Consider the following 22,637-nt stretch of genomic DNA (forward strand, 5'->3'; position numbering starts at 1 on the left):
AGCGCCTCAGCCGGGTGCTTTCAGCAGGCGCTCCAGCTCGGCACTCGCCTGCTCGTACCCGGCGTCCGAGATGCGCTGCAGCTCGACGAGGTCCCCGGCCGCGACCGCGCGCCGGGTGAGCAACTCCCCCGCCCGCCGGCAGCCTTCGTCCAGCAGCCCGCTCAGCTCGGCCACGTCGCTCTCGGCGTCGGCCAGCTCGGCGAGGCGGTCCATGGCGGTCTCGTTGCCCTCGTCGGCGAGGGCGCGCAGCGTTTCCCGGTTGTACTTGACCATGTCCGCCATGCTGCGGCCTTTCCCCTGGGGCAAGGTCAAGCGGTGAGTGGGAAGATGGGCCGGGTGATCACCATCGGCCAGCTGGCCCGGTACGTCGGGGTGTCGGCGAAGACGATTCGCGTCTACCACAACAAGGGCCTGCTGCCCGAGCCGCCGCGTGACGCCTCCGGTTACCGGCGCTACGACGCCGGGCACGCGATCGACCTGGTCAAGATCCGCACGCTGGCCGAGGCCGGGGTGCCGCTGGCCCGCATCCGCGAACTGCGCGCGGCCACCGAAGAAGAGTTCCAGGAGACGCTGACCCGCCTCGACGCCGACCTCACCGAGCGCATCGCCGCGCTGCAGGCCACCCAGGAACGCCTCCGGCGGCTGGCCCACGGCCGCCTGCTGGCGCTGCCCGCGGAGGTCAGGGCGCATCTGGACCAGCTGCCGCGCCTCGGGTTCAGCGAACGGTGGGTCGAGTTGCAGACGGACCTGTGGATCCTCGTGTACGCCACCCAACCCGGCACGGCGAGCGCGCTGTTCCACGAGCAGGCCCAGATGCTCACCGATCCCGTGCTGCGCGAGATGTTCCTCGACTACGACCACGCGCACGACCTCGATCCCCACGATCCGCGCATCGACGCGCTCGCCCGGCGGGCCGTCCAGGCCACCCGCGCGCGGTACGGCACCGGTGACCTGCCCGGCCAGGACACCGGCACCGAGATCCCCGCGATGATCCAGGCCGCGGTCAACGCCTCTTCCCCGGCGTGGCAACGGATCGACGCCCTGATCCGGGAACAACTCGGCCTCCGCTGACCCGGCCGCCTCAGGCCCGGAGGAACTGCTCCGGCCTCAGCGCCCTCGCCACCACCCGGGTGTCGCCGACCCAGCCGTAGAAGCCGTGCCCGTAGGACAGCGCGAACTGCGTGGCGCCGATGACAAACGGCTTGCCGAGCGTGGCGATGCCCCGCGACTCCTCGCTCGCGTTGCGGGCGATCGGTGAGCCGTCGACGTAGACGATCGTGCGGCGGCCGTCGTTGACCACGGCGACGTGGGTCCAGCGGCCGGTCGGCAGCGCGTGGCTCCACGACGTCGGGTCGGCGTCGGTGTGCTTCGGGTAGACCACGAACTGCAGGAACCGCTCACCGGAGAGGTTCAGGCTGCACGTCGGCTCCTCCGGCGACCAGCCGCTGGTCTTGCCCGCGTCCCCGGCGCGGCCCTCCCAGCTGAGAATGCCCATGAACGCGTGGTCGCCGGTGAACGGCTCGGGCAGCTTGATGAACGTCTCGATGGTGTAGCCCTCCAGGAAGGCCATGCCGTTGATCGGCGCGCCCGGTCCGGTCCGCAGCACCGCGCCGCGGTCGGGGCCCTTGCCGCCGTCGAAGCGGAGGCTGGCGTGCGCGGGCTGGGCGCGGTGGTGCTCGGCCGACCAGGTGAGCACCTCGGGCGCGCTCTGGTGCAGCAGTTCCGCGCGCAGGTCGTTGCCGTGGCCGGTGAGGTCGCGGGCGACGGTGCCCGGCGCGACCGGCGAGCCGTCCGGGCCGGGGGTGCTGCCCGCCGCGTCGAACCGCCAGTAGGCCACCGTGCCCGGCACCAGCACCGCGGACGGCGGGCGCGGCGGCGGCACCACCGGCGGCGCGAACGCGGCGAACCGCTGCTCGAAGTCGATTTCCACGGTGAACCGCTCGACGTCCCCGCTCAGCTCGGCGTGCTCGGCCTGCAGCGGCTCACGCCGGTCCGCGGGCAGCCCGCGCAGCCACGGCGAGAAGGTCTCCACGTCGATCACGCCGCGCGCCAGGTCGAACCGGTAGTACCGCACCATGCCCGCGCCGCCGTAGTAGCGGTCCTGGTAGTTGGTGATGTGCAGGTGGACCGGGTGGCCCGCGTCGTTGGTCAGCGTGGTGCGCCCGCACGGCCAGTAGTGCCCGTTGAGCGCGAGGAAGATCTGGTCGTTGCCGCGGATCAGCCGGTTCCACAGCAGGTCGCCGTACCCGGACAGCGAGGCCTGCCCCGCGTCGTCCGCCGCGACGACCTCGTGCGTGGTCAGGATCGTGGGCAGGGTGGGGTGGCTGTCCAGCACACCCTGCGCCCAGGCGATACCGCGTTCGGAGGCACGCCAGTCGAGCGCGAGCAGCAGCCACTGCCTGCCGCCGCCGGTGAGCACGTGGAAGCTGTGGTACCCGTCCGGCGACGAGCCGCCGTAGGTGGGCATCCGGCGGAACCGGTCCGGCCCGAAGGTCCGCAGGTACGGGGTGGCGCCGCGCTGGTCGTCGCTGTTGCCGGGCACGTCGTGGTTCCCGGCGAGCATGCTGTAGGGCAGCCTGCCGTCGATCGACCGGAACACCTCGTCGGCGGCGCGCATCTCGGCTTCGGTGCCGTGCTCGGTGACGTCGCCGAGGTGCGCCAGGAACACGATGTTGTCCTCACGCCGTCGTCTCATCAGGTGCATCAGCGCCTCGCGCACCGGACCCGGGTCGGACCCGCCCTCGTCGAACAGGTACTGGGTGTCGGGCATGACGGCGAGCGTGAACCGCGGGTCGCGCGGATCGACCGGGCCGCTGGCTTCCGCGGCCTGTGCGGCCGGTGCGGAAAAGCCGGGCCACAGCGCCGAAGAAGCGGCGACGGCGGGCGTGACGGCCGCGGCCCGGAGCAGGGAACGGCGGGCGAGCTGACGCGAGTCGGGCACGGGTCCTCCAAGATCGGGTTCGCCGCGAGCGTTCACCCGTTCGCTTGCGCCTGGATGACACCCGGCCGAACAACCGGCGCCCCACCGGCGAACAAGCCCGCCCCCGGACGCGACGCGGCCCCGGTCAGCCGAGGACCGGGGCCGCGTTCGCCGGGCGGGTTCGTCAGGAGGGCTGGTAGGTCAGGCAGTTCGCCGCGTGGTCGCCGGTGCCGGGGCCGACGCGCACGCCGGAGGCGGTGCACTCGAGACCGGAGTTGTGCACGCAGTCCGAGCGCGTGCACGCCCCGACCTGTGCGACGACCTTGTCCAGGCCGCCCTTGGTGTTCAGCGCGACGAAGGTGTCGCAGTCGGCGGCACCGTTGCTGCCGCCGACGGTGATGGCGTACGCGTGGCAGCCGTCGTGGTTGTAGGAGCACCCGGTGACCGTGCACTCGCGCACGGCGGGCATTTCGGTGGTGGTCATCAGCCGCACCTCGCAAAGGTGAAGTGGTGGGAATGCGTCAGTACCCGGAAACGGTGCCACCGGGAAAGGCCGTCCGCAACCGCGCGGCCATTGAGGCAAGCCTTACCTGCGCGCCAATTTCCGCCCGCATCCTCGCAGCTCAGCCCCGGTGCACTGGATTGGTGAAAAACATTCGACCGGCCACAGCCGACCCCAATGAGTGATTCTCCGGCGAATTCGGCGCGGCGCCTTTTCATCGACGCCCCACGGCCGCCCCGGCCGCGGGAAATCCGGTTGCCCCCGGCCGCCGGCGTGCCCGAGGATGCGCGGGTGCGCTATTCGATCAACATCCCGAACTTCGGCGACTTCGCCGACGCCAGGACGGTCGCGAAGGCGGCCAAGGCCGCCGAGGACGCGGGGTGGGACGCCCTGTTCGTCTGGGACCACGTCGTGCACGACAAGGCGGAGCGCCGCGGGCAGCCCTTCGGTGATCCGTGGATGCTGCTGACCGCCGCCGCACTGGCCACCTCGCGGCTCCGGCTCGGCACGCTCGTCACGCCGGTGGCGCGGCGCCGTCCCGAGCAGCTCGCGCGCCAGGTGGCCACGCTCGACGCGCTCAGCGACGGCCGGGTGATCTTCAGCGCGGGCGTCGGCGGCCCGATCGAGGACGAGTTCGGCAGCTTCGGTGACGTGGTCGATCCGGTGGAGCTGGCCGAGCGTCTCGACGAGGGCCTCGGCCTGCTCGACCGGTACTGGTCCGGCACGCGCGTGGACCACGAGGGACGGCACTACCGCGTGCGCGAAGTCGAACTGCTGCCCGCCACCGTGCAGCAGCCGCGGCCGCCGGTGTGGATCGCCGGGGTGTGGCCGAACCGCCGCCCGATGCGCCGCGCGGCGGCCTGGGACGGGGTGGTGCCGCTGTTCAAGACCGCTTCGCACGGCCACCCGCCCGCCGTCGAAGAGGTTCGTGACGTGGTGGCCTACGTGACCGAGCACCGCACGGCGCCCGGTCCGTTCGAAGTGGTGGTCGGCGGGGTCAGTCCCGGTGACGCCGCCGCGGCCCGCGCGCTGGTCGCCCCGCTCGCCGACGCCGGCGCGACCTGGTGGGACGAACGGCAGCTCCAGGAAAGCGACGACCTGCACCGCTTCGACGCGGTCCTGCGGCGCATCGAAGCCGGGCCGCCGAAGGTCCCGTGACGACTCCCCTGACGCCCGGCGACGGGCCCGCGCTGCAGGACCTGCTGGAGCGCTGCGACGACTACTCGCGGATGAACTTCGGCATCCCGACCGGCGCGGCGGACGCGCAAAGCCAGTTCCTCGAAGGCCTGCAACACGTTCCCGAGGAACGCAAGCACTTGCTGGGGTGACCGTCGACGGCCGCCTGGTCGCCGCCGCCGATCTGCTGGAGGGCTATCCCGACGCGCGCACGGCGGTGCTGGGCATGCTGGTGGTCGACCCGGACCGGCGTGGGCAGGGCCTGGGCACCGGACTGCTGCTGGGTCTCGGCGCGGAACTGGCCGGGCGGGACATCGAGCGGATGCGCGTGGACTGCCACGTCGCCGAGAACGCCCGGGCCGTGACGCTGCTGGCGCGGCTCGGCTTCACCGAGGTGTCCCGCGAGGAGATCACCGTGGCCGCCGGGCAGAACCGCACCCGGGTGCTGTGGGCGGCCGGCCTCCCGCTCCGCGTCCAGCCGCCTGCCGGGTGAGTCGTGCCAGGATGGCCGCATGCCCGTGGAAAACGACTACGACCTCTTCGCCGAGGCGTACACCGCCGAAAACGAGACCAGCCTGATCAACGCGTACTACACGCTGCCGGCCATGCTGGACCTGGCCGGCGAGGTGGCCGGACGGCGGATCCTCGACGCGGGCTGCGGCGCCGGTCCCCTGCTGGCCCAGCTGCGCGACCGGGGCGCGGTCGTGTCCGGCTTCGACGCCAGCGCCAGGATGCTGGAGCTGGCCCGGCGGCGGCTCGGCGGTGACGCGGACCTACGCGTCGCCGACATCACCGCGCCCCTGCCATACCCGGACAGTGCGTTCGACGACGTCGTGTCCGCGCTGGTGCTGCACTACCTGGAGGACTGGAGCGCGCCGCTGGCCGAGCTGCGGCGCGTGCTGCGGCCCGGCGGCAGGCTGATCCTGGCGGTCAACCACCCGCTGCTCTACAAGCTGGTCCACCCCGGTAGCGACTACTTCGCCATCGCCAAGTGGTCCGACGAGTACACCTTCGACGGGCAGAAAGCCGAGCTGACCTACTGGCACCGGCCGCTGCACGCGATGACCGGCGCCTTCACCGAAGCCGGTTTCCGGACGGCGGTCATCAGCGAGCCGCCGCCGGGGCCGGGTGCCCGCGAGCGCTTCCCCGAAGAGCTCGCGGGCAAGCAGGCCTTCCTGTGCTTCCTGTTCTTCGTGCTGGAAGCCGTCTAGCGGAGGAAACCTCAGACGGTCAGCACGATCTTGCCGCGCGTCCGCCCCGCCTGGCTCAGTTCCCAGGCGCGCGCCGCCTCGGCCAGCGGCAGTTCGTGTTCGACGTGCACGGCGAGCTTGCCCTCGTCCGCCAGGCGCCCGAGTTCGGCCAGCCCGGCCGAATCCGGGCGGACCCACAGCGCCTGGCCGCCCAGCCCGACCACGTCACCGTCCGCAATGGACACCAGCCGCGACCGGTCCCGGTGCACCTCCACCGAGGCCCGCACCGCGCCACCACCGACGAAGTCCAGCACCACGTCCACCCCTTCGGGCGCCAGCGCCTTCACCCGGTCGGCGAGGCCGTCGCCGTAGGTGATCGGCTCCGCGCCGAGCGAGCGCAGGTACTCGTGGTTGCGCTCGCTCGCCGTGCCGATCACGCGCGCACCGCGGGCCACGGCGATCTGCACGCCGAGCGAACCCACGCCACCGGACGCGCCGTGCACCAGCACGGTGTCCCCGGAGGTGACCCCGGTGCGGTCGATCGACTGCAGCGCGGTGAGCCCGGCGAGCGGCACCCCGGCCGCCTGCGACCAGCTCAGCGAGGCGGGCTTGCGCGCGAGCATGCGCACGTTCGCCGACACGCGTTCCGCGTACGCCCCGAGGTGCGCGGAGTCCTTGCGGATGTAGCCGTACACCTCGTCACCGACGGCGAATTCCGGCACGTCCGGGCCGAGCGCGGTGATCACCCCGGCCACGTCCCACCCGGGTACGAGCGGGAAGTGGACCTCCATCAGCGAGTCGAGATAACCCGCGCCCAGCTTCCAGTCCACCGGGTTCACCCCGGCGGCCTTGACCTCGATCAGCACCTCGCTGGGCGCGACCTTCGGTTCCGGGTGTTCGGTCAGGGTGAGCTGCTCGGGGCCGCCGTAAGCGGCCTGCGTGATCGCCTTCATGCCCGGCTCAACAGGCCGGCCCGCCCGCGCATTCCGGTCCGGCCGGGTGAACGTCCACACAGCACGGTGACCTACGGAACGGCCGCGGCGAGTTCGTCCACGCTGCCGGACATGACCGTCCGCAGGTGCCTGGTGAGGTGCTCGAGCGGCCAGTCCCACCAGGCGATCTCCAGCAGGCGCCCGATTTCCGCGGGGGTGTACCGGGTGCGGATGAGCCGCGCCGGGTTGCCGCCGGCGATCCCGTAGTCGGGCACGTCCGAGGTGACCACCGAGCCCGACGCGATGATCGCGCCGTGGCCGATGCGCACGCCGGGCATCACCGTCACGCCGTAGCCGAACCACACGTCGTGGCCGACCACGGTGTCCCCGCGCCCGGGCAGCCCGGTGATCAGGTCGAAGTGGTCCGCCCACGAGCCGCCCATGATCGGGAAGGGAAAGGTGGACGGGCCGTCCATGCGGTGGTTGGCGCCGTTCATGATGAACCGCACGCCGGTGCCGATCGCGCAGAACCGGCCGATCACCAGCTTTTCCGGGCCGTAGTGGTAGAGCACGTTGCGGGTTTCGAACGCGGTGGCGTCGCCGGGGTCGTCGTAGTAGGTGAACTCCCCGGCCTCGATCAGCGGCGAGGTCACCAGCGGCTTGAGCAGCACCACCCGCGACTGGCCGGGCATCGGGTGGAGCACCGTCGGATCGGGCAGCGGCATGCGGTGGTTTCCTCGCGGTCGTCCGGAACCAGCAGCGCGAAGCCTAGTGGCCGAGCACGGTGACGACCGTGGCGCGCACCGCCTCGCGGTCCGGTGCGGGGCCCGTCCGGTCGGCGAAGAGCAGGTGCGCCGAGCCGATCAGGGTCGGCGCCAGGCCGTCGACGTCCCCGCTGACCCGGCCGAGGTCCTGTTCGGCGGCGAGATAGTCCCGGACCAGCTCGACCGCCTCGGTCAGCACCGGCACGCCCGCCGGCCAGGTCTCGCGCAGGCGCGCCCGCAGTTCGTCCCGGAAGGTGATCAGCGCGACGATCGCCACCGCGACCGAGCCGAAGACGGCGATCAGCGCGTCGGTCACGTTGTCGGCGACGGTCCCGGTGCCCGCCGACTCCCGCAGCTTCGCCGCCTGCTCGTCCATGCGCTCCACGCGGTCGAGCACGTATTCGGCGAGGAAGGCGTCGAAATCGGCGAAGTGCCGGTGCAGCACGCCCTTCGCGCAGCCCGCTTCGGTGGTCACCGCGCGGCTGGTCAGCCCGCTCGGCCCGGCACGGCGCAGCACGCGGTCGGCGGCTTCGAACAGCTGCGCTCGCACCGCGCGCAACGCGACCCCGGTCGGCATCGACGATCCCTCCTCGACGAGTGGGCACTTGCCCACTATGGTGGGCGCATGCCCACTATAGGTGAGTCGTTCGGCATCGACGCCGAACGCTACGACCGCATGCGCCCGAGCTATCCCGGCGCGCTCATCGACAGCATCCTCGCGGCGAGCCCCGGCAAGGAGGTCCTCGACGTCGGCTGCGGCACCGGGATCGCGGCCCGCCAGTTCCAGGCGGCCGGGTGCACCGTGCTCGGGGTCGAACCCGACGAGCGGATGGCACGGTTCGCCCGCACCACCGGCGTCGAGGTCGAGGTGGCGACCATCGAAACCTGGGAACCCGGCGACCGGCGCTTCGACGCGGTGATCGCCGGGCAGGCCTGGCACTGGGTGGATCCGGTCGCGGGCGCCGCCAAGGTGGCCCGCGTGCTCCGGCCCGGCGGCACGTTCACCGCGTTCTGGCACGTGTTCGTCGCACCCGGCGAGGTCAACGACGCGTTCGTGACCGCCTTCGAGCGGGTGAATCCCGGCTCCCCGTTCAACTTCCGCGGGGTGGCCGAGCGCGGCTACCAGCCGCTGATCGACCGGACCGCCGACGGTCTCCGGACCGCGGGCGGGTTCGGCACGCCCGAGCAGGGCAGCTTCGCCTGGGAACGGCACTACAGCCGGGACGAATGGCTCGACCACCTGCCGACCACCGGCGCGCTCACGCAACTGCCCGCGGAACCGCTCGCCGTCGTGCTGACCGAGGTCGGTGCCGCCATCGACGCCATCGGCGGTGGTTTCACCATGCGCTCCACCACCGAGTCGATCACCGCGGTGCGCGATGCACCCGGCGCTGCTTGACGCGTCCGGCTGTTATCGCTAACACTGCGCTGGTCCTGCTCCCGGCGCGGTGAGGTGGCCATGCCTGCTCAACCCGGCTTTTCCCGGTCTGCCAAGGAATTCGGCGACAGCGCGCACGGCGTGAACGGCCCGGATGTCCGGCCCGCCGCACATCTGGGCCGCCGCGGTTTCCTGCGTGGCGCGGCACTGGCCACCGCCGTGCCGCTGCTCCCCGCCTGGCCCGCGGCGCACGCGCACGCCAAGCCGGTCCAGGCCGCGGGTCCCGCGCTCGCCGAGCCGTTCCCGCTGGCCGACGTCAAGCTCACCGACGGCCTCTTCGCGGCCAAGCGCGCCCTCGTCCTGGACCACGCGCGCGGCTACGACGTGGATCGCCTGCTCCAGGTTTTCCGCGCCAACGCGGGACTCCCCACGCTCGGCGCGGTCGCGCCGGGCGGCTGGGAAGGCCTCGACGGTGAGGCCAACGGCAATCTGCGCGGCCACTACACCGGCCACTTCCTCACCCTGCTCGCCCAGGCCCACGCCAGCACCGGTGAGGCCGTGTTCACCGACCGCCTCCGGTACATGATCGGCGCGCTGACCGAGGTCCGCGACGCGCTCCGCCGCGATCCCGTCGTGCTCAGCACTCCGGGCCGGTTCGGCCGGGCCCTGGAGCACGTGCGCGGTTCCTACCAGTACCTCGACCTGCCCGCCGGGGTGCTCGCCGGGACCACCGCCGTCACGCTGTCGGCGTGGGTGCGCCCGGACCACGACGCCAGCTGGACCCGGGTGTTCGACTTCGGCAACGACACCACCCGCTACCTGTTCCTGGCCACCCGCACCGCGACCGGCGTGCCGCGCTTCGCCATCACCACCGGCGGCCCCGGCCAGGAGCAGGTCGTCGACGGCACGGCACCGCTGTCCCCCGGCACCTGGAGCCATCTCGCGGTGACGCTCGACGGCACCGCCGGGACGCTGTACGTCAACGGTGTGGTGGCCGGGCGCAACCCGGCGATGACGCTCACCCCGGCCGCGCTCGGCCCGCTGGCCCACCACTGGATCGGCCGCTCGCACTTCCCCGACCCGGTGTTCGCCGGGGCCTTCGACCAGGTGGACATCTTCTCGCGGGCGCTGTCCGCCGCCGAGATCGCGCACCTTCAACACACGCCGTCACCCGGCGACCTCGCCTCCTACCGCCTGGACGAGACCACCGGGAGCACCTTCGCCGACGGGTCCGGCCGCGGCCTGACCGCCACGCTGCGCCGCACCTGGGGCGGCCCGAGCCACCCCGGTTTCCTGGCCGCCTATCCCGAAACGCAGTTCATCACGCTGGAGTCGATGACCTCGGGCAACTACACCGTGGTCTGGGCGCCGTACTACACCGCGCACAAGATCCTGCGCGGCCTGCTCGACGCGTATCTGACCACAAAGGACACCCGTGCCCTCGATCTCGCTTCCGGCCTGTGCGACTGGATGCACTCGCGGCTGGCGAAGCTGCCCAAGGCCACGCTCCAGCGGATGTGGGGCATCTTCTCCAGCGGTGAGTTCGGCGGCATCGTGGAGGCGATCTGCGACGTGCACGCGCACACCGGGAAACCCGAGCACCTCGCGCTGGCCAGGCTGTTCGACCTCGACCACCTCATCGACTCGTGCGCCGCGGGCACCGACGTGCTCACCGGGCTGCACGCCAACCAGCACATACCGATCTTCACCGGCCTGCTGCGGCTGCACGACGCCACCGGCGAACAGCGTTATCTCGACGCCGCGCGGAACTTCTGGCCGATGGTGGTGCCACCGCGGATGTACAGCATCGGCGGCACCAGCACCGGTGAGTTCTGGCGTGAACCCGGCGCCATCGCGAGCACGCTGTCCGAGGTCAACGCGGAAACCTGCTGCGCGCACAACCTGCTCAAGCTCACCCGCGCGCTGTTCCGCCGCGAACCCGCGCCGAAGTACGCCGACTACTACGAACGCACGCTGTACAACCAGATCCTGGGGTCCAAACAGGACACTCCGGATCCGGAGAAGCCTCGCGTCACCTACTTCATCGGGCTGGCACCGGGCCACGTCCGCGACTACACGCCCAAACAGGGCACCACCTGCTGCGAGGGCACCGGCCTGGAAAGCGCCACGAAGTACCAGGATTCGGTGTACTTCCGCGGTGACGGCGACTCGGCGCTGTACGTCAACCTCTACAGCCCGTCGACGCTCACCTGGACCGCGAAGGGCGTCACGATCACGCAGCGGACGGCCTTCCCGGTGGAGCAGGGCACCCGGCTCACCATCGGCGGCACCGCGCAGTTCACCCTGCGCCTGCGGGTTCCGGCGTGGTGCCTGGACGGGTTCGAAGTCCGCGTCAACAACACCGTGGTGACGCAACCGGCGGTGCCCGGCAGCTACTTCGACCTCACGCGCACCTGGCAGCACGGCGACACCATCAGCGTCCGCTTGCCGTTCCGCTTCCGCACCGAAGCAACACCGGACAACCCTGCTGTCCAGAGCCTTTTCTACGGCCCGGTCAACCTGGTCGCCCGCGATCCGCGCAAGACCTTCCTCCGCTTTTCCTTCCACGGCAAGGCTGCCCTCGACGGTGACCTGAGCGACGCGTTCACGCCGATCCCCGGCAAGCCGCTGCACTTCCTCGCGGAAGGCATCGAGTTCGCGCCCTTCCACGAAGGCACCGAAGATCCGGCGCACGTCTACTTCGAACGGCACGAACCGGCGATCGTGTTCGGCGGTCTCGACTCGGGCGTGGCGAATCCGGTGCGCGCCAACGGTTTCACCCTGCTCGACGACCTCTGGTCCCACGCCCCGTTCCGCTCCAAGGCGGACTTCGTGGCCAGGGTCCGGTCGGCGGCCCGCACCTGGCAGCTGAGCGCGGAAGACACCGCCGGCGTGCTCGCCACCGCGCGGGCCGCCTACTGAGGCACGCGCACGCGTGGCCGCGAGGTCCGGTACAGGATCAGCACGAACGCCGGGACGCCGATGATCGAGGTGACCACGCCGACCGGCACCTCCTGCGGGTCGAGCGCGGTGCGGGCGAGCGTGTCCACCCAGACCAGGAACACCGCACCGGCCACCGCGGTCACCGGCAGCAGGCGGCTGTGCCCCGGCCCGGTCAGCGCCCGCACCGCGTGCGGCAGCACCAGCCCGACAAAGCCGACCGCGCCGACCGCGCTGACCAGCGACGCGGTCAGCAGCGCGGTGGCGCACAGCAGCACGATCCGGATCCGCCCGACCGCGACGCCCAGCGCGGCGGCGGTGTCCTGCCCGAGCGCGAACACGTCCAGCGCGCGGGCGTGCCCGAAGCAGACGCCCAGCGAGACGGCCAGCACGGCCGCGCACACCGCGACCTCGGTCCACGACGCGCTGGTGAAGGAGCCGAGCAGCCAGAACAACACCCCGCGCGTGGTCTCGGCGTCGGCGGCGGTGAGCACGATGAACGAGGTGAGCGCGGAGAACAGCTGCATCGCCGCGACCCCGGACAGCACCACCCGGTCGGTGCTGCCACCCACGATCCGGCTGAGCACGAGCACCGCCGCGAACGACAGGGCGGCCCCGGCGAAAGCACCGGCGGACAGCGAAACCACACCGCCGCCGACGCCGAGCACCACGACCATCACCGCGCCGGTGGACGCCCCGGACGACACGCCCAGCACGAACGGCTCGGCCAGCGGATTCCGCAACAGCGACTGCATCACCACACCGCACACCGCCAGCCCCGCCCCGCACACCGCCGCCAGCAGCGCCCGGGGCAGGCGCAGGTGCCAGACGATGCCGTCGCGCAGCGGGCCGAGCACCGGATCGGCCAGCCCGAGGTGCGCCAGCACGGTCGAATAGACCTCGCCGATGCCGATCCCGGCCGGGCCGATGGTGATCGCCACCGCGATCGAGACCACGAGCAGGGCCAGGCCGAGCACGCAGAACCAGGCGATCTGCGACCCCGCCGGCGGCCGCCTCACGCCAGCCCGAACTTCCGCAACGCCTCGCCGACCTGCTCGGTGCCGTCGACGGTGCGCAGCGACGGGTTCATCGCCTGCCCGCTGAGCAGCACGTACCGCTTGTGCTTCACCGCGTCGAGGTCCTTGGTGACCGGATGCGACTCGAGAAAGGCGATTTTGGCTTCGCCGTTCTCGGCGGTCTGCGACCGGCGCGTGAGATCCCCGAGCACGATCACCTGCGGATTGCGCTCGGCCACGGTTTCCCAGTTGATCTGCGGCCATTCCGCGCGCGTGTCATCGAAGACGTTCTTCGCGCCGAGCGTGGTGGTGATGATGCCGGGCGCGCCGCAGCATCCGGCCAGATAGGGCGATTCGGCGTTGGCGAACCAGTACAGCAGGCTCGTGCCACCCGACCGCAGAGCCGCGCGCTGCATCCGCCCCTGCAACTCGGCGACCAGCCGCTCGCCCCGGTCCGCCACACCGAACACCGTCGCCAGCTGGCGGATCTCGGTGTAGAGCACGTCCATGGTGAGCGTCTCGGTGCGCACGCCGTCGCCGCCGGCGTTGTTGTCCTTGAGGCAGTCGGTCGGCGAGACATAGGTCGGCACGCCGAGCTGCTCGAACTGCTCGCGGGTCGCCACGCCGCCCTGGCCCAGCGTCGAGACGAACGACGCCGCGACGAAGTCGGGCTCGACCGCCAGCACGGCCTCGAAGGAGGGGTTGTTCTCGGCCAGGCGCGGCACCTTGGCGTTGTCGGCGGCCAGCGCGGGCAGCACCGGGTCGGTCCAGGTGGCGGTGCCCGCCATCCGGTCGGCCAGGCCCAGCGCGAGCATGATCTCGGCGCTGCCCTGGTTCAACGCGACCGCGCGCCGCGGCGGGCTGACCACCTTCACCTGGTGCCCGCAGTTCTCGACGGTCGTGGTGGCCCCGGAATCGGCGGGCGCCGGTGTGGTGCCGCAGCCGGCCAGCACCAGGAGCCCGGCGAAGAACAGGTGGGGGGAACGGAATTTCGGCACGGATGTCCCTGCGTCGAGGGCTCGGACGCGGAGCCCAGTCGGTCAACGGCCCCGGCGGCGCCGGGGTGCCAGCAGGTCTTCGGACTCGGGGTCGTCCGGGCAGAACGCCTTCCCGGACCGGGGTCCAGTGGCCGTTGTCCTGCCCGTCGCCGCTCACCGCTGCGCGTCAGCTCCGGATTCTCACCGGATTCCCTACGACTGGCGTGCGCACGCTACCACGCGTCCCACCGGCGGAGTCTTGACCAGCGTGTGGAATACCGTGCAATCTTTTCCGAAGTTGTTGGTTGTTGTTGAATAGCGTGCAGGAGCTGCCGAAGATGACCGCTCGCCTGTTCAGATCCGTTTCCGGGGCGCTCGCCGCCCTGCTCGTGTTCAGCGCGCCGGCCGCGGCCGCGCCCCCGCTCCCCGACTACGAAACCGCCGAAGCGGGCAACCCGTTCGTCGACGGCTGGTACGCCGATCCGGACGTGGCGATCTACGACGGCACCTACTGGGTCTTCCCGACCACCTCGCGCCGCTACGCCGAGCAGACGCACCTCGACGCGTTCTCCTCGAAGGACCTGGTGCACTGGACCAAGCACCCCAACGTGCTCACCACCGAAAACGTGTCGTGGGCGGAGAAGGCGGTCTGGGCGCCCGCGCCGATCGAACGCGACGGCAAGTACTTCCTGTACTTCGCCGCCAACGACATCCAGAGCGACAACGAACTCGGCGGCATCGGCGTCGCCGTGGCCGACCGGCCGGAGGGCCCCTACCGCGACGCGCTCGGCCACCCGCTCATCGGCAAGTTCCACCACGGTGCGCAGCCCATCGACCAGGACGTCTTCATCGACGACGACGGTCAGGCGTACATGTACTACGGCGGCTGGGGCCACGCGAACGTGGTCAAGCTCAACCGCGACATGACCAGCCTCGGCACCTTCGAAGACGGCACGACCTACCGCGAGATCACGCCGACGCCGGAGTACGTCGAGGGTTCGCAGCTGTTCAAGCGCGGCGGCAAGTACTACCTGATGTGGTCCGAAGGCGGCTGGACCGGCCCGGACTACTCGGTCTCCTACGCCATGGCCGACTCGCCGACCGGGCCGTTCACCAAGCTGGACAAGGTGCTCGCGCAGGATTCCGCGGTCGCGCGGGGCTCCGGGCACAACTCCGTGATCAACGTGCCCGGCACGGACGTCTGGTACATCGTCTACCACCGCCGCCCGCTCAGCGAGACCGACGGCAACCACCGCCAGCTCGCCTACGACCGGATGAACTTCCGGCCCGACGGCACCATCGAGCGCATCACGATGAAGGTCCAGGACAACTTCGCCGACGGCAACACCTTCGGCTGGAAGACCTACGACGGCCGGTGGACCGCACGTGCCGGGCAGCTGATGGCCGCCCCCTCCTGGGGCGGGAAAGCCTTGCAGGACACCAACTTCGCCGACTTCGTCCAGGACACCGACGTGCGGCTGACCTCGAACCGCGGCGACGCCGGAGTGGTGTTCCGCGCGACCGGCGCCGCCGTGGGCACGGACAGCTACACCGGCTACTACGCCGGGATCAGCGCGTCGGGGCGGATCGTTCTCGGGCGTGCCAGCAATTCCTGGACCGAGCTGGCTTCGGCGCCGCTGGCCGACGCGGTCGGCAAGGAACACCACCTGCGTGTCCTCGCGAAGGGTCCGGTCATCGAGGTCTATGTTGACGACCTGAGCACGCCGAAGCTGCGCGTCACCGACGGCACCCACCCCAGCGGCGCGAACGGGGTCCGGGTGTTCGGCGCCTCGGCGGCCTTCGACGACTTCGAGGTGCGGAAGGGGTGACCGCCGATGGCGTTCAGCCAGGCGGAGATCGACTACCTGCGCTCCCAGCCGCTGGCCCGGCTGTCCACCGTCTCGCCGGACGGGCAGCCGGACGTGGTCCCGGTGGCATTCGAGTTCGACGGCGCCGGGTTCTGGGTCGGCGGCGGGGCGACCGTGGTGCACACGCGGAAGTTCCGCAACGTGGCCGGTACCAGCGAGGCGCCGGTGGCACTGGTGGTCGACGACCTGGTGTCGATGGAGCCGTTCATCGCCAGGGGCATCCGCGTCTACGGCCGGGCGGGCGCGGTGCAGGAGCGCGTCGGCATGGTCGGGCCGGGGTGCTACCTGCCGATCACGCCGGTGGTGTCGTGGAGCTGGAACCTGGACGGCGAACCGGTCGGCGAGAACTGGTACGAGGCGGTCAAGACGGTGCACTGAGTCACCTCTAGGATCGCCAGGGTGACCGCCTACTACGACGACGAGCTGGACCACCTGGACGCCTCGGCACTGCCCGAGCGCCAGCAACGCATCCTGGTCACCATCCAGGACTGGGTGAACCGGCACGGGTACTCGCCCAGCACCCGCGAAATCGGGGACGCGGTGGGCCTGCGGTCGTCGTCCTCGGTGTCGAAGCACCTGGCGGCGCTGGAGGACAAGGGTTTCCTGCGCCGGGGCACCACGGTGTCACGGCCGATCGACGTGCGCCTGTTCCTGCGCGGCTCGCAGCGGCCCGACAACGGCGACTCGGTGAGCGTGCCGGTGGTCGGGCACATCGCCGCGGGCACGCCGATCGCCGCCGACGAGCACGTGGACGACGTGCTGACGCTGCCGAGGCAGTACGCCGGGCGCGGCACCGTGTTCGGCCTGCAGGTGCGCGGGGACTCCATGATCGACGCCGCCATCTGCGACGGCGACACGGTGATCGTGCGCCAGCAGCCGGAGGCGCATTCGGGGCAGATCGTGGCCGCGATGATCGACGAGGAGGCCACGGTGAAGGTGTACCGCCGCCGCGGCGGGCACGTGTACCTGGAACCGCGGAACCCGGACTACGAGGTGATCGACGGCGACCGCGCGGTCATCCTGGGTGTGGTCGTGTCCGTGCTCCGCAGCGTCTGAGCGGTCAGGCGCGCTTTTCCTTCTGGCGGGCGGCTTCGGCGCGGACCTCGGCCTGGGTGGCGCGTTCGCGCTCCAGCCAGTCCGGGTTCTCGTCCTTGAGCTGGTTGATCTGCTCGGTGGTCAGCGGGTCGGTGAGCCCGGCCCGCGCCAGGCCGCCGATGGAGATGCCCAGCTTCGCGGCGGCGACCTGCCTCGGGTGCGGGCCGTTGCGGCGCAGGTCGCGCAGCCACTCCGGCGGGTCGGCCTGCAGCGCGTTCAGTTCGTCGCGCGAAACGACACCCTCCTGGAACTCGGCCGGGGTGGCTTCGAGGTACACGCCCAGCTTCTTCGCCGCGGTCGCGGGCTTCATCGTCTGGGAGGTCTTCTGCGACGTCATGCGGTCCAGGGTAACCACCCCGGTCACGCCCGGTAATCTGGCCGTCGTGACCGACTCCTTCCGCCTCGCCTACGTCCCGGGCGTGACCCCGGGCAAATGGGCGCGGACCTGGGCCGAGCGGCTGCCCGAGGTGCCGCTGCACCTGCTCCAGGTGACACCGGCGGAGGCCGAGGCGAAGGTCCGCGAACGCGAGGCCGACGCCGCGCTGCTGCGCCTGCCGATCGACCGCACCGGCCTGCACGCGATCCCGCTGTACACCGAGACGACCGTGGTCGTGGTGCCCAAGGACCACCTGCTCACCGCCGCCGACGAAGTGTCCACAGCGGACCTCGCCGACGACGTGGTGCTCCACCCGCGCGACGACACGCTCGGCTGGACCACGCTGCCGGGCCAGCCCGCGATCGACCGGCCGCACACCACCGCGGGCGCCATCGAGCTGGTCGCCGCGGGCGTCGGCCTGCTGGTCGTGCCGCAGTCGCTGGCCCGCCTGCACCACCGGCGCGACCTGACCTACCGGCCGCTGACCGGCGCGCCGGAGTCGCAGGTCGCGCTGTCGTGGCTCGAGGAGGAAACCACCGACCTGATGGAGCAGTTCATCGGGATCGTGCGCGGCCGGACGGTGAACAGCACGCGGGGCCGCCAGCCGGAACCGGCGAAACCCAAGGCGAAGGCCAAGGCCCAGGCTCACGGGAAGCCCAAGCCCGGCCAGTCGCGGAAACCGCGGCCACGCGGCGGGACCGCCCGGCGCGGGAAGCCCCGCCGCCGCGGTTAGCAGTTGTTCTTCACCGGCTTCCCGGCGAAGCGGTCACCGAGGTAGCCGAGCACACCGGGGGCGGAGAAGACCATCGTGGTGACGTGCTCGCCGAGGAACGTCCCCCAGGTCACGTCCACCCCGGCCGCGCAGTACCGCGACCGCAGCCGCTGTGCCTGCGCCAGCGGGATGATCTCGTCGGCCACCCCGTGGAACAGGTAGATCGGTGCCTCCGGCGGCCGCCGGCCGAGTTCGTTCTCGGCCAGGCGCGCCTGCCAGTCCGGCTCGGCCAGCGGGTTCGCCGTGGTGTAGTCCGCGATGTGCCCGAAGGCGTACCCGAACACGGCGTCCACGCAGGCGTCCTGCTGGGTTTCGTACAGTTCGCGGCCCTTGTCGTTGAGATAGGCGGGCAGGTCCAGTTCCGGGTAGGCGGCGTCCATGCCCAGCGCCGAGAGCAGCAGGAAACCGAAGCCGATGCCGCCGTCCAGGAACTCCGATACCGCGGTCAGGTCGGCGGGGGTGCCACCGGCGGTGACGCCGACGACGTTCAGTTCGGGCGCATAGGTGGGTGCCAGTTCCCCGGCCCACGCCGCTCCCCCGCCACCCTGCGAATAGCCCGAGAAGGCCACCGGACCACCCGCGGTGAGCCCGGCCGCCGGGAGCCGCGTCGCCGCGCGCACGGCGTCGATGACCGTGCGCCCTTCGGACTGGCCGACCACGTACGTGTGCGTGCCGGGCGTGCCGAGGCCCTCGTAGTCGGTGATCGCCACGGCCCAGCCCCGCTGCAGCATCGCGTCGATGAACAGCGGTTTCTCGTAGTCGGGCTGGAACTTCGACGGCGCGCACGAGTCGCCGATGCCCCGCGTGCCGCTGGCCACCGAGACGATCGGCCGCTCCCCCGGCCCGGTCCACGCCGCGGTGGGCACCAGCACCCGGCCCGACACCGCGATCGGCGTGCCGGTGGCCGAAGTGGACCGGTAGAGCACCAGGTAACCGCGCACGCCGAACTGCCCGGGCAACTGCCGCCACCAGATGACGTCGCCGTTCTCGCCGTCGGGCAACGGATCCGGCGGCGTGTAGAACGCGTCGCCGGCGGGTCCCCGCGGTGGATCGGCGGCCAGGGCCGGAGCCGCGGACACCGCCAGCGCGGTGACCACCACAACCACGAACGCCCGCCACACGGCGCGGAAACTACGCATCAGAACTCCTCGTCGAGCCGGGTTACCGAGGGCAACCCTAAGGACGCGAAGCGAGAGACTGAACCGATTGCCCGTCTCACTACTGATGAGTAGCCTGTAACCCCATGCGCGCAGAGCCGCGGCGCGTGGACGCTCGCCGCAACCGGGAGACGATCCTGCGCGCGGCCGACGAAGCCTTCACCGAGAACACCGGAACCGTTGCGCTGGAAGACATCGCGCGCCGGGCCGGGCTCGGCCGCGCCACCGTCTACCGGCACTTCCCCGACCGGCGCGCGCTCGCGCTGGCGGTGGCCGCCGAGCACCTCGCCGCGCTCAAGCTGGTGGCGCGGCAGCGGCCGCCGTTCCGCGAGTTGCTGCACGCCGTGCTGGCCATGCAGGTGGAGCGCCGCTCGCTGGTCCGCGTGTTCCGCGAACTGCCCGAGCGCAGCCAGCGCCAGTTCACCCACGCGCTGATCGCCGTGCTCCGGCCAGCCTTCGACGAAGCCCAGCGCGACGGCACCCTGCGCCGCGACCTGCAGCCCGCGGATCTGGCGCTGCTGTTCGAAATGCTCGAAGCCGCGCTGTCCGGCGGACCGGCACCGGCGGATCGCGCGGAAGCGGTGCGGCGGCTGGTGGAGGTGCTGCTCGACGGCCTGTTCCGGTGTGGTGCGAACGGGGGACACCGGGGTGCCGCCGACCGGGTTAGCGTCACCGCGTCAGCTGAGGCACCGAAGGAGAAGTCACCACCGTGAAGCGCGTCCGCACCGTTCCCCTCGTCGCCGCCGGGCTGGCCGCCCTGGCGCTCACCGCGTGTGGCACCCAAGCCGGGGAAGGAACCGGCACCGCCGACGCGGCCGCCCCGGCCAGTCCCGCCGTGACCACCCCGGCGGAACCGACCACGGCCGACGGGCACACCAGTCCCGGCATGCGGCTGAAGTTCGGCGAGCGGGCCCTGCTCCCGGTGGGCGAAGGCGAGACCGCGGGCACCATCGCGATCACCGTGACCGGCATCGAGCCGGGCACGCCCGCCGATCTGAAGAACTACCAGCCGGACCAGGTCGCCGGGGTCACGCCGTACTTCATCAAGTACACCGTCGAGCACGTCAAGGGCGGCGACCTCGGCGGGACCGGGGTGGCGCTGCGCGGGCTCTACGCCGGCGGCGAGCGCCCCGGGGTGGCGCTGCTCGGCGGCACGGACAACTGCCAGAAGACCGCGGCGCCCCGGTCGGGGAAGTTCGCCAAGCCCGGCGACAAGTTCGACGCCTGCCAGGTCTACGGCGGCAAGGACGGCGGCGCGATCACGATGGCCGAGTTCAACCTCGCCGACGCCTACCGCAAGAACCCGGTCCTGTGGGGCTGAGCTCCCACCGGGGGAACCGGCCGGCTCGCGGAAACTCACGCCCCCCAACTCCGTGAGCCGGCCAGGCCTCCGGCACTCGCCGGACACGAGCCCACCCGAGCCGGAGCCAGCCAGCTCCGGCCGAGGACACGAATGTGGCTTTCGGGACGTTTTTCGCCCCGAAAGCCACATTCGTGTCCGTTGCGGAGGTCAGCCCGCGAGTCCGTTGTAGACCAGGTGCGCGTGGCTTCGCGGGCGGTTTCCCCGGCGACCACGCGGTCGGAGCGCCGGTTCAGCGCGGCGAACACCAGCCGCTCCTCTCCCGCGGTGTGTCACGGGTCACGGAATGCCTGTCGATCTTGAGCGCTACACCAGAGCAGGAAACCGTTCCGCATGAATCCCCGTGAAGGAGTGCCATGTCCGCCACCACCCCGGCCGAACCGGCCACCGGCCTGGCCGTGCCCGCCCTCGACGACTTCGACTTCGAGCTCACCGACGGGGCCGCCTGCCGGATCGACGACCCCGACTGCGAAGCCTGCCAGTAAACGCGTCCTCAGTGACCGAGGCCGGCCGCCGGTGACGGCGGCCGGTCCGCGGCGCGGCGCACGAACAGCGAAGTGGTCAGCGCCAGCACGCCCACCACCCCGGCCACCACGAAGGCCATGCGCAGCCCGGAGGCGTCCGGGCCGGGCGAGGTGGCGGCGCTGCCGAGCGTCGCCACGCTGACAAAAACCGCGGTGCCGAACGCGCCCGCGACCTGCTGGAGCGTGGCGAGAATGGCGCTGCCGTGCGAGTGCAGGTGGTCGGGCAGCACACCGAGCGACTCGGCCATCAGCGGGGTCATCATGAACCCGAGCCCGGCCATCAGCAGCACGTTGATGGCCACCACCGCGCCGACTGGCGTCTCCGGCCCGAGCGTGGCGAACAACCACAGCGCCGCGGCCATCGCGGTCGCACCCGGGATCACCAGCGGCCGCGCGCCGAACTTGTCGTAGAGCGCGCCCACCGGGCGGCCGAGCAGGCCGAGCACCAGCCCGCCGGGCAGCACCGCCAGCCCGCTGACGAAGGTGCTGGTGTGCAGCACGGTCTGCAGGTAGAGCGGCAGCATGATCGAGCCCGCGCCGATCAGGCAGACGAACAGCAGCGCGGTGAGCACCAGCGCCACCACGAAGCTGCGGTGGGTGAACGGGCGCAGGTCGAGCAGCGCGCGGTCCTCGCGCTGCAGGCGCGTCTGACGCCAGGTGAACGCCACCAGCGCGAGCGCGCCGGCGCTGATCGGCGCCCACGGCGGCACCGGGTGCCCGCCGCTCGACTCGCCGAACGACGCCAGCCCGTAGAGCACACCGCCGAAGCCGAACGCGGACAGCAGCACGGACACCAGGTCCAGCGGCACCTTGCGCGGGTTGCCGTCGAGGCGGAACCACACCAGCCCGACCACCAGCGCGGCCACCGCCAGCGGCAGCACGATCCAGAACATCCAGCGCCAGCCCAGCGAGGACAGCACCGCGCCGCCGACGGTCGGGCCGACCGCGGGCGCCACCGCGATCACGATGGTGATGGTGCCCATGGTGGCGCCACGGCGTTCCGGCGGCACCAGGCGCATCACCGAGGTCATCAGCAGCGGCAGCATCATCGCCGTGCCGCAGGCCTGCACCACGCGCCCGGCCAGCAGCACCTCGAAGCCCGGCGCGAGGCCGCTGAGCAGCGTGCCCGAGCTGAACAGGCTCAGCGAGGCGAGCAGCACCTGCCGCGGGGTGAACCGCTCGAGCAGGAAGCCGGTGGTCGGGATGACCACCGCCATGGTCAGCAGGAAGCCGCTGGTCAGCCACTGCACGGTGGTGGTGGACACCTGGAGGTCGACGGTCAGGTCGCGCAGCGCGACGCTGAGGATCGTCTCGTTGAGGATCATCACGAAGGCCGCGATGACCATCACGCTGATCAGCAGACCGGCACGCGCCGGTGCCACGTCGCGGTCGGCCGTGGCCGTCGCGGAGCCGGGCATGAAAAGCACCTCACAGGAACGAACACGGAAGTCGGATGAGCCAGAGCGCGACGATGCGGCCAGCGTGATCAGTGTATACGTGGGGAAACGCGGGCCCGCCAGCGAATTACGCGCTCGGCGGAAGTGGCGGACCGGGACGGAGCCGCGATGAAGGGCCGGACGGTGCGCAGGCTGGGGATCGCGGCGGTGACCGCGGCCGGGGCCGTGGCGCTGGCGGAGGGCACGCGGAGGACGTCGGCGTCGCCCCGGCCCGGATCGCGGTCGGCGGGGAG

Annotated in this window: 25 protein-coding genes and 1 riboswitch; of the genes, 14 read left to right on the forward strand and 11 right to left on the reverse strand. The window is 71.6% G+C overall.

The window, feature by feature from the left end:
- Positions 1–6: 6 nt before the first annotated feature.
- Entirely contained in the window at positions 7–273 is a 267-nt protein-coding gene (locus A4R43_RS09770; RefSeq protein WP_113697466.1) for a hypothetical protein, read from the reverse strand.
- Between the two features lie 42 nt (positions 274–315).
- Between A4R43_RS09770 and A4R43_RS09775 the strand changes: the two genes are divergently transcribed.
- Complete coding sequence (locus tag A4R43_RS09775; protein WP_236808871.1) at positions 316–1,071, forward strand: MerR family transcriptional regulator; 756 nt, start codon at positions 316–318, stop codon at positions 1,069–1,071.
- 10 nt (positions 1,072–1,081) lie between these two features.
- Here the strand turns inward: A4R43_RS09775 and A4R43_RS09780 are convergent, their stop codons facing one another.
- Both A4R43_RS09780 and A4R43_RS09785 read right to left on the reverse strand, forming a co-directional pair.
- Complete coding sequence (locus tag A4R43_RS09780) at positions 1,082–2,941, reverse strand: LamG-like jellyroll fold domain-containing protein (RefSeq protein WP_113692030.1); 1,860 nt, start codon at positions 2,939–2,941, stop codon at positions 1,082–1,084.
- Positions 2,942–3,104: 163 nt separating this feature from the next.
- Positions 3,105–3,404, reverse strand: coding sequence for a DUF1540 domain-containing protein (locus A4R43_RS09785; RefSeq protein WP_113692031.1), 300 nt, complete (start codon positions 3,402–3,404; stop codon positions 3,105–3,107).
- A gap of 309 nt (positions 3,405–3,713) precedes the next feature.
- Here A4R43_RS09785 and A4R43_RS09790 point away from each other — a divergent pair, with 309 nt between their 5' ends.
- From A4R43_RS09790 to A4R43_RS09800, 4 genes are read left to right on the forward strand one after another with little or no spacing between them, the layout of a single operon-like run.
- On the forward strand, positions 3,714–4,580 hold the full coding sequence (locus tag A4R43_RS09790; RefSeq protein WP_113692032.1) for an LLM class flavin-dependent oxidoreductase: 867 nt from the start codon (positions 3,714–3,716) through the stop codon (positions 4,578–4,580).
- Positions 4,577–4,750, forward strand: a complete 174-nt coding sequence (locus tag A4R43_RS42635) for a hypothetical protein (protein WP_162788398.1) — start codon at positions 4,577–4,579, stop codon at positions 4,748–4,750. Before A4R43_RS09790 ends, A4R43_RS42635 begins: the two co-directional genes overlap by 4 nt.
- A complete protein-coding gene (locus A4R43_RS42640; RefSeq protein WP_162788399.1) occupies positions 4,747–5,091 on the forward strand; it encodes a GNAT family N-acetyltransferase in 345 nt (114 codons plus the stop codon). The genes A4R43_RS42635 and A4R43_RS42640 overlap by 4 nt, the downstream gene beginning before the upstream one ends.
- A gap of 19 nt (positions 5,092–5,110) precedes the next feature.
- Positions 5,111–5,809, forward strand: a complete 699-nt coding sequence (locus A4R43_RS09800) for a class I SAM-dependent methyltransferase (RefSeq protein ID WP_113692034.1) — start codon at positions 5,111–5,113, stop codon at positions 5,807–5,809.
- Positions 5,810–5,820: 11 nt separating this feature from the next.
- Here A4R43_RS09800 and A4R43_RS09805 read toward each other — a convergent pair whose 3' ends face one another.
- From A4R43_RS09805 to A4R43_RS09815, 3 genes are all read right to left on the reverse strand, one after another.
- Entirely contained in the window at positions 5,821–6,741 is a 921-nt protein-coding gene (locus A4R43_RS09805) for an NADP-dependent oxidoreductase (RefSeq protein WP_113692035.1), read from the reverse strand.
- A 71-nt stretch (positions 6,742–6,812) separates the two neighbouring features.
- The gene (locus tag A4R43_RS09810) at positions 6,813–7,445 is read right to left on the reverse strand and encodes a CatB-related O-acetyltransferase (protein WP_113692036.1); all 633 of its coding nucleotides are present in this window, start codon (positions 7,443–7,445) and stop codon (positions 6,813–6,815) included.
- Between the two features lie 43 nt (positions 7,446–7,488).
- Entirely contained in the window at positions 7,489–8,061 is a 573-nt protein-coding gene (locus A4R43_RS09815) for a TetR/AcrR family transcriptional regulator (RefSeq protein ID WP_113692037.1), read from the reverse strand.
- A gap of 48 nt (positions 8,062–8,109) precedes the next feature.
- On the opposite strand from A4R43_RS09815, the gene A4R43_RS09820 reads away from it, so the two are divergent.
- Together A4R43_RS09820 and A4R43_RS09825 are read left to right on the forward strand one after the other, a co-directional pair.
- A complete protein-coding gene (locus A4R43_RS09820; protein WP_113692038.1) occupies positions 8,110–8,883 on the forward strand; it encodes a class I SAM-dependent methyltransferase in 774 nt (257 codons plus the stop codon).
- A gap of 60 nt (positions 8,884–8,943) precedes the next feature.
- Positions 8,944–11,784: a beta-L-arabinofuranosidase domain-containing protein gene (locus A4R43_RS09825; protein ID WP_113692039.1), complete on the forward strand. Its 2,841-nt coding sequence runs from the start codon at positions 8,944–8,946 to the stop codon at positions 11,782–11,784.
- Here A4R43_RS09825 and A4R43_RS09830 read toward each other — a convergent pair.
- Together A4R43_RS09830 and A4R43_RS09835 are read right to left on the reverse strand one after the other, a co-directional pair.
- A complete protein-coding gene (locus A4R43_RS09830) occupies positions 11,778–12,821 on the reverse strand; it encodes a FecCD family ABC transporter permease (protein WP_113692040.1) in 1,044 nt (347 codons plus the stop codon). The genes A4R43_RS09825 and A4R43_RS09830 overlap by 7 nt on opposite strands.
- Positions 12,818–13,816, reverse strand: coding sequence for an ABC transporter substrate-binding protein (locus A4R43_RS09835; RefSeq protein ID WP_113692041.1), 999 nt, complete (start codon positions 13,814–13,816; stop codon positions 12,818–12,820). Before A4R43_RS09835 ends, A4R43_RS09830 begins: the two co-directional genes overlap by 4 nt.
- A 53-nt stretch (positions 13,817–13,869) precedes the next feature.
- A riboswitch (cobalamin riboswitch) is annotated at positions 13,870–14,034 on the reverse strand.
- 99 nt (positions 14,035–14,133) lie between these two features.
- On the opposite strand from A4R43_RS09835, the gene A4R43_RS09840 reads away from it, so the two are divergent.
- From A4R43_RS09840 to lexA, 3 genes are read left to right on the forward strand one after another with little or no spacing between them, the layout of a single operon-like run.
- Positions 14,134–15,624 carry a family 43 glycosylhydrolase gene (locus tag A4R43_RS09840; protein WP_113697468.1) on the forward strand — a complete coding sequence of 497 codons (1,491 nt, stop codon included), beginning with the start codon at positions 14,134–14,136 and terminating at the stop codon, positions 15,622–15,624.
- 6 nt (positions 15,625–15,630) lie between these two features.
- A complete protein-coding gene (locus A4R43_RS09845) occupies positions 15,631–16,041 on the forward strand; it encodes a PPOX class F420-dependent oxidoreductase (RefSeq protein ID WP_113692042.1) in 411 nt (136 codons plus the stop codon).
- Positions 16,042–16,062: 21 nt separating this feature from the next.
- The gene (lexA, locus tag A4R43_RS09850; RefSeq protein ID WP_113692043.1) at positions 16,063–16,719 is read left to right on the forward strand and encodes a transcriptional repressor LexA; all 657 of its coding nucleotides are present in this window, start codon (positions 16,063–16,065) and stop codon (positions 16,717–16,719) included.
- 4 nt (positions 16,720–16,723) lie between these two features.
- On the opposite strand, the gene A4R43_RS09855 is transcribed toward lexA, so the two are convergent.
- Positions 16,724–17,095, reverse strand: a complete 372-nt coding sequence (locus A4R43_RS09855) for a DUF5997 family protein (RefSeq protein ID WP_113692044.1) — start codon at positions 17,093–17,095, stop codon at positions 16,724–16,726.
- On the opposite strand from A4R43_RS09855, the gene A4R43_RS09860 reads away from it, so the two are divergent.
- On the forward strand, positions 17,094–17,867 hold the full coding sequence (locus A4R43_RS09860) for a LysR family substrate-binding domain-containing protein (protein ID WP_113692045.1): 774 nt from the start codon (positions 17,094–17,096) through the stop codon (positions 17,865–17,867). The genes A4R43_RS09855 and A4R43_RS09860 overlap by 2 nt on opposite strands.
- Here the strand turns inward: A4R43_RS09860 and A4R43_RS09865 are convergent.
- The gene (locus tag A4R43_RS09865; RefSeq protein ID WP_113692046.1) at positions 17,864–19,045 is read right to left on the reverse strand and encodes a lipase family protein; all 1,182 of its coding nucleotides are present in this window, start codon (positions 19,043–19,045) and stop codon (positions 17,864–17,866) included. The two genes, A4R43_RS09860 and A4R43_RS09865, sit on opposite strands and share 4 nt — an antisense overlap.
- A gap of 104 nt (positions 19,046–19,149) precedes the next feature.
- Between A4R43_RS09865 and A4R43_RS09870 the strand changes: the two genes are divergently transcribed.
- From A4R43_RS09870 to A4R43_RS44440, 3 genes are all read left to right on the forward strand, one after another.
- A complete protein-coding gene (locus A4R43_RS09870; protein WP_113692047.1) occupies positions 19,150–19,776 on the forward strand; it encodes a TetR/AcrR family transcriptional regulator in 627 nt (208 codons plus the stop codon).
- On the forward strand, positions 19,773–20,384 hold the full coding sequence (locus tag A4R43_RS09875; RefSeq protein WP_113692048.1) for a hypothetical protein: 612 nt from the start codon (positions 19,773–19,775) through the stop codon (positions 20,382–20,384). The genes A4R43_RS09870 and A4R43_RS09875 overlap by 4 nt, the downstream gene beginning before the upstream one ends.
- 395 nt (positions 20,385–20,779) lie before the next feature.
- Positions 20,780–20,908 carry a hypothetical protein gene (locus A4R43_RS44440; protein ID WP_257791791.1) on the forward strand — a complete coding sequence of 43 codons (129 nt, stop codon included), beginning with the start codon at positions 20,780–20,782 and terminating at the stop codon, positions 20,906–20,908.
- An 8-nt stretch (positions 20,909–20,916) separates the two neighbouring features.
- On the opposite strand, the gene A4R43_RS09880 is transcribed toward A4R43_RS44440, so the two are convergent.
- Positions 20,917–22,365 (reverse strand): DHA2 family efflux MFS transporter permease subunit, encoded by a 1,449-nt coding sequence (locus A4R43_RS09880; protein WP_113692049.1) that lies wholly within the window; start codon positions 22,363–22,365, stop codon positions 20,917–20,919.
- Positions 22,366–22,637 lie beyond the last annotated feature (272 nt).

The organism is Amycolatopsis albispora (genome assembly GCF_003312875.1).
Lineage (GTDB): Bacteria > Actinomycetota > Actinomycetes > Mycobacteriales > Pseudonocardiaceae > Amycolatopsis > Amycolatopsis albispora.

Bases quoted from the DNA above. Each gene is read 5' to 3' on its own strand.
- A4R43_RS09770 (WP_113697466.1), bottom strand. From the start codon at position 273: ATGGTCAAGTACAACCGGGAAACGCTGCGCGCCCTCGCCGACGAGGGC.
- A4R43_RS09785 (WP_113692031.1), bottom strand. From the start codon at position 3,404: ATGACCACCACCGAAATGCCCGCCGTGCGCGAGTGCACGGTCACCGGG.
- A4R43_RS09800 (WP_113692034.1), top strand. From the start codon at position 5,111: ATGCCCGTGGAAAACGACTACGACCTCTTCGCCGAGGCGTACACCGCC.
- A4R43_RS09805 (WP_113692035.1), bottom strand. From the start codon at position 6,741: ATGAAGGCGATCACGCAGGCCGCTTACGGCGGCCCCGAGCAGCTCACC.
- A4R43_RS09810 (WP_113692036.1), bottom strand. From the start codon at position 7,445: ATGCCGCTGCCCGATCCGACGGTGCTCCACCCGATGCCCGGCCAGTCG.
- A4R43_RS09815 (WP_113692037.1), bottom strand. From the start codon at position 8,061: ATGCCGACCGGGGTCGCGTTGCGCGCGGTGCGAGCGCAGCTGTTCGAA.
- A4R43_RS09820 (WP_113692038.1), top strand. From the start codon at position 8,110: ATGCCCACTATAGGTGAGTCGTTCGGCATCGACGCCGAACGCTACGAC.
- A4R43_RS09825 (WP_113692039.1), top strand. From the start codon at position 8,944: ATGCCTGCTCAACCCGGCTTTTCCCGGTCTGCCAAGGAATTCGGCGAC.
- A4R43_RS09840 (WP_113697468.1), top strand. From the start codon at position 14,134: ATGACCGCTCGCCTGTTCAGATCCGTTTCCGGGGCGCTCGCCGCCCTG.
- A4R43_RS09845 (WP_113692042.1), top strand. From the start codon at position 15,631: ATGGCGTTCAGCCAGGCGGAGATCGACTACCTGCGCTCCCAGCCGCTG.
- A4R43_RS09860 (WP_113692045.1), top strand. From the start codon at position 17,094: ATGCGGTCCAGGGTAACCACCCCGGTCACGCCCGGTAATCTGGCCGTC.
- A4R43_RS09855 (WP_113692044.1), bottom strand. From the start codon at position 17,095: ATGACGTCGCAGAAGACCTCCCAGACGATGAAGCCCGCGACCGCGGCG.
- A4R43_RS09865 (WP_113692046.1), bottom strand. From the start codon at position 19,045: ATGCGTAGTTTCCGCGCCGTGTGGCGGGCGTTCGTGGTTGTGGTGGTC.
- A4R43_RS09870 (WP_113692047.1), top strand. From the start codon at position 19,150: ATGCGCGCAGAGCCGCGGCGCGTGGACGCTCGCCGCAACCGGGAGACG.
- A4R43_RS44440 (WP_257791791.1), top strand. From the start codon at position 20,780: ATGTCCGCCACCACCCCGGCCGAACCGGCCACCGGCCTGGCCGTGCCC.
- A4R43_RS09880 (WP_113692049.1), bottom strand. From the start codon at position 22,365: ATGCCCGGCTCCGCGACGGCCACGGCCGACCGCGACGTGGCACCGGCG.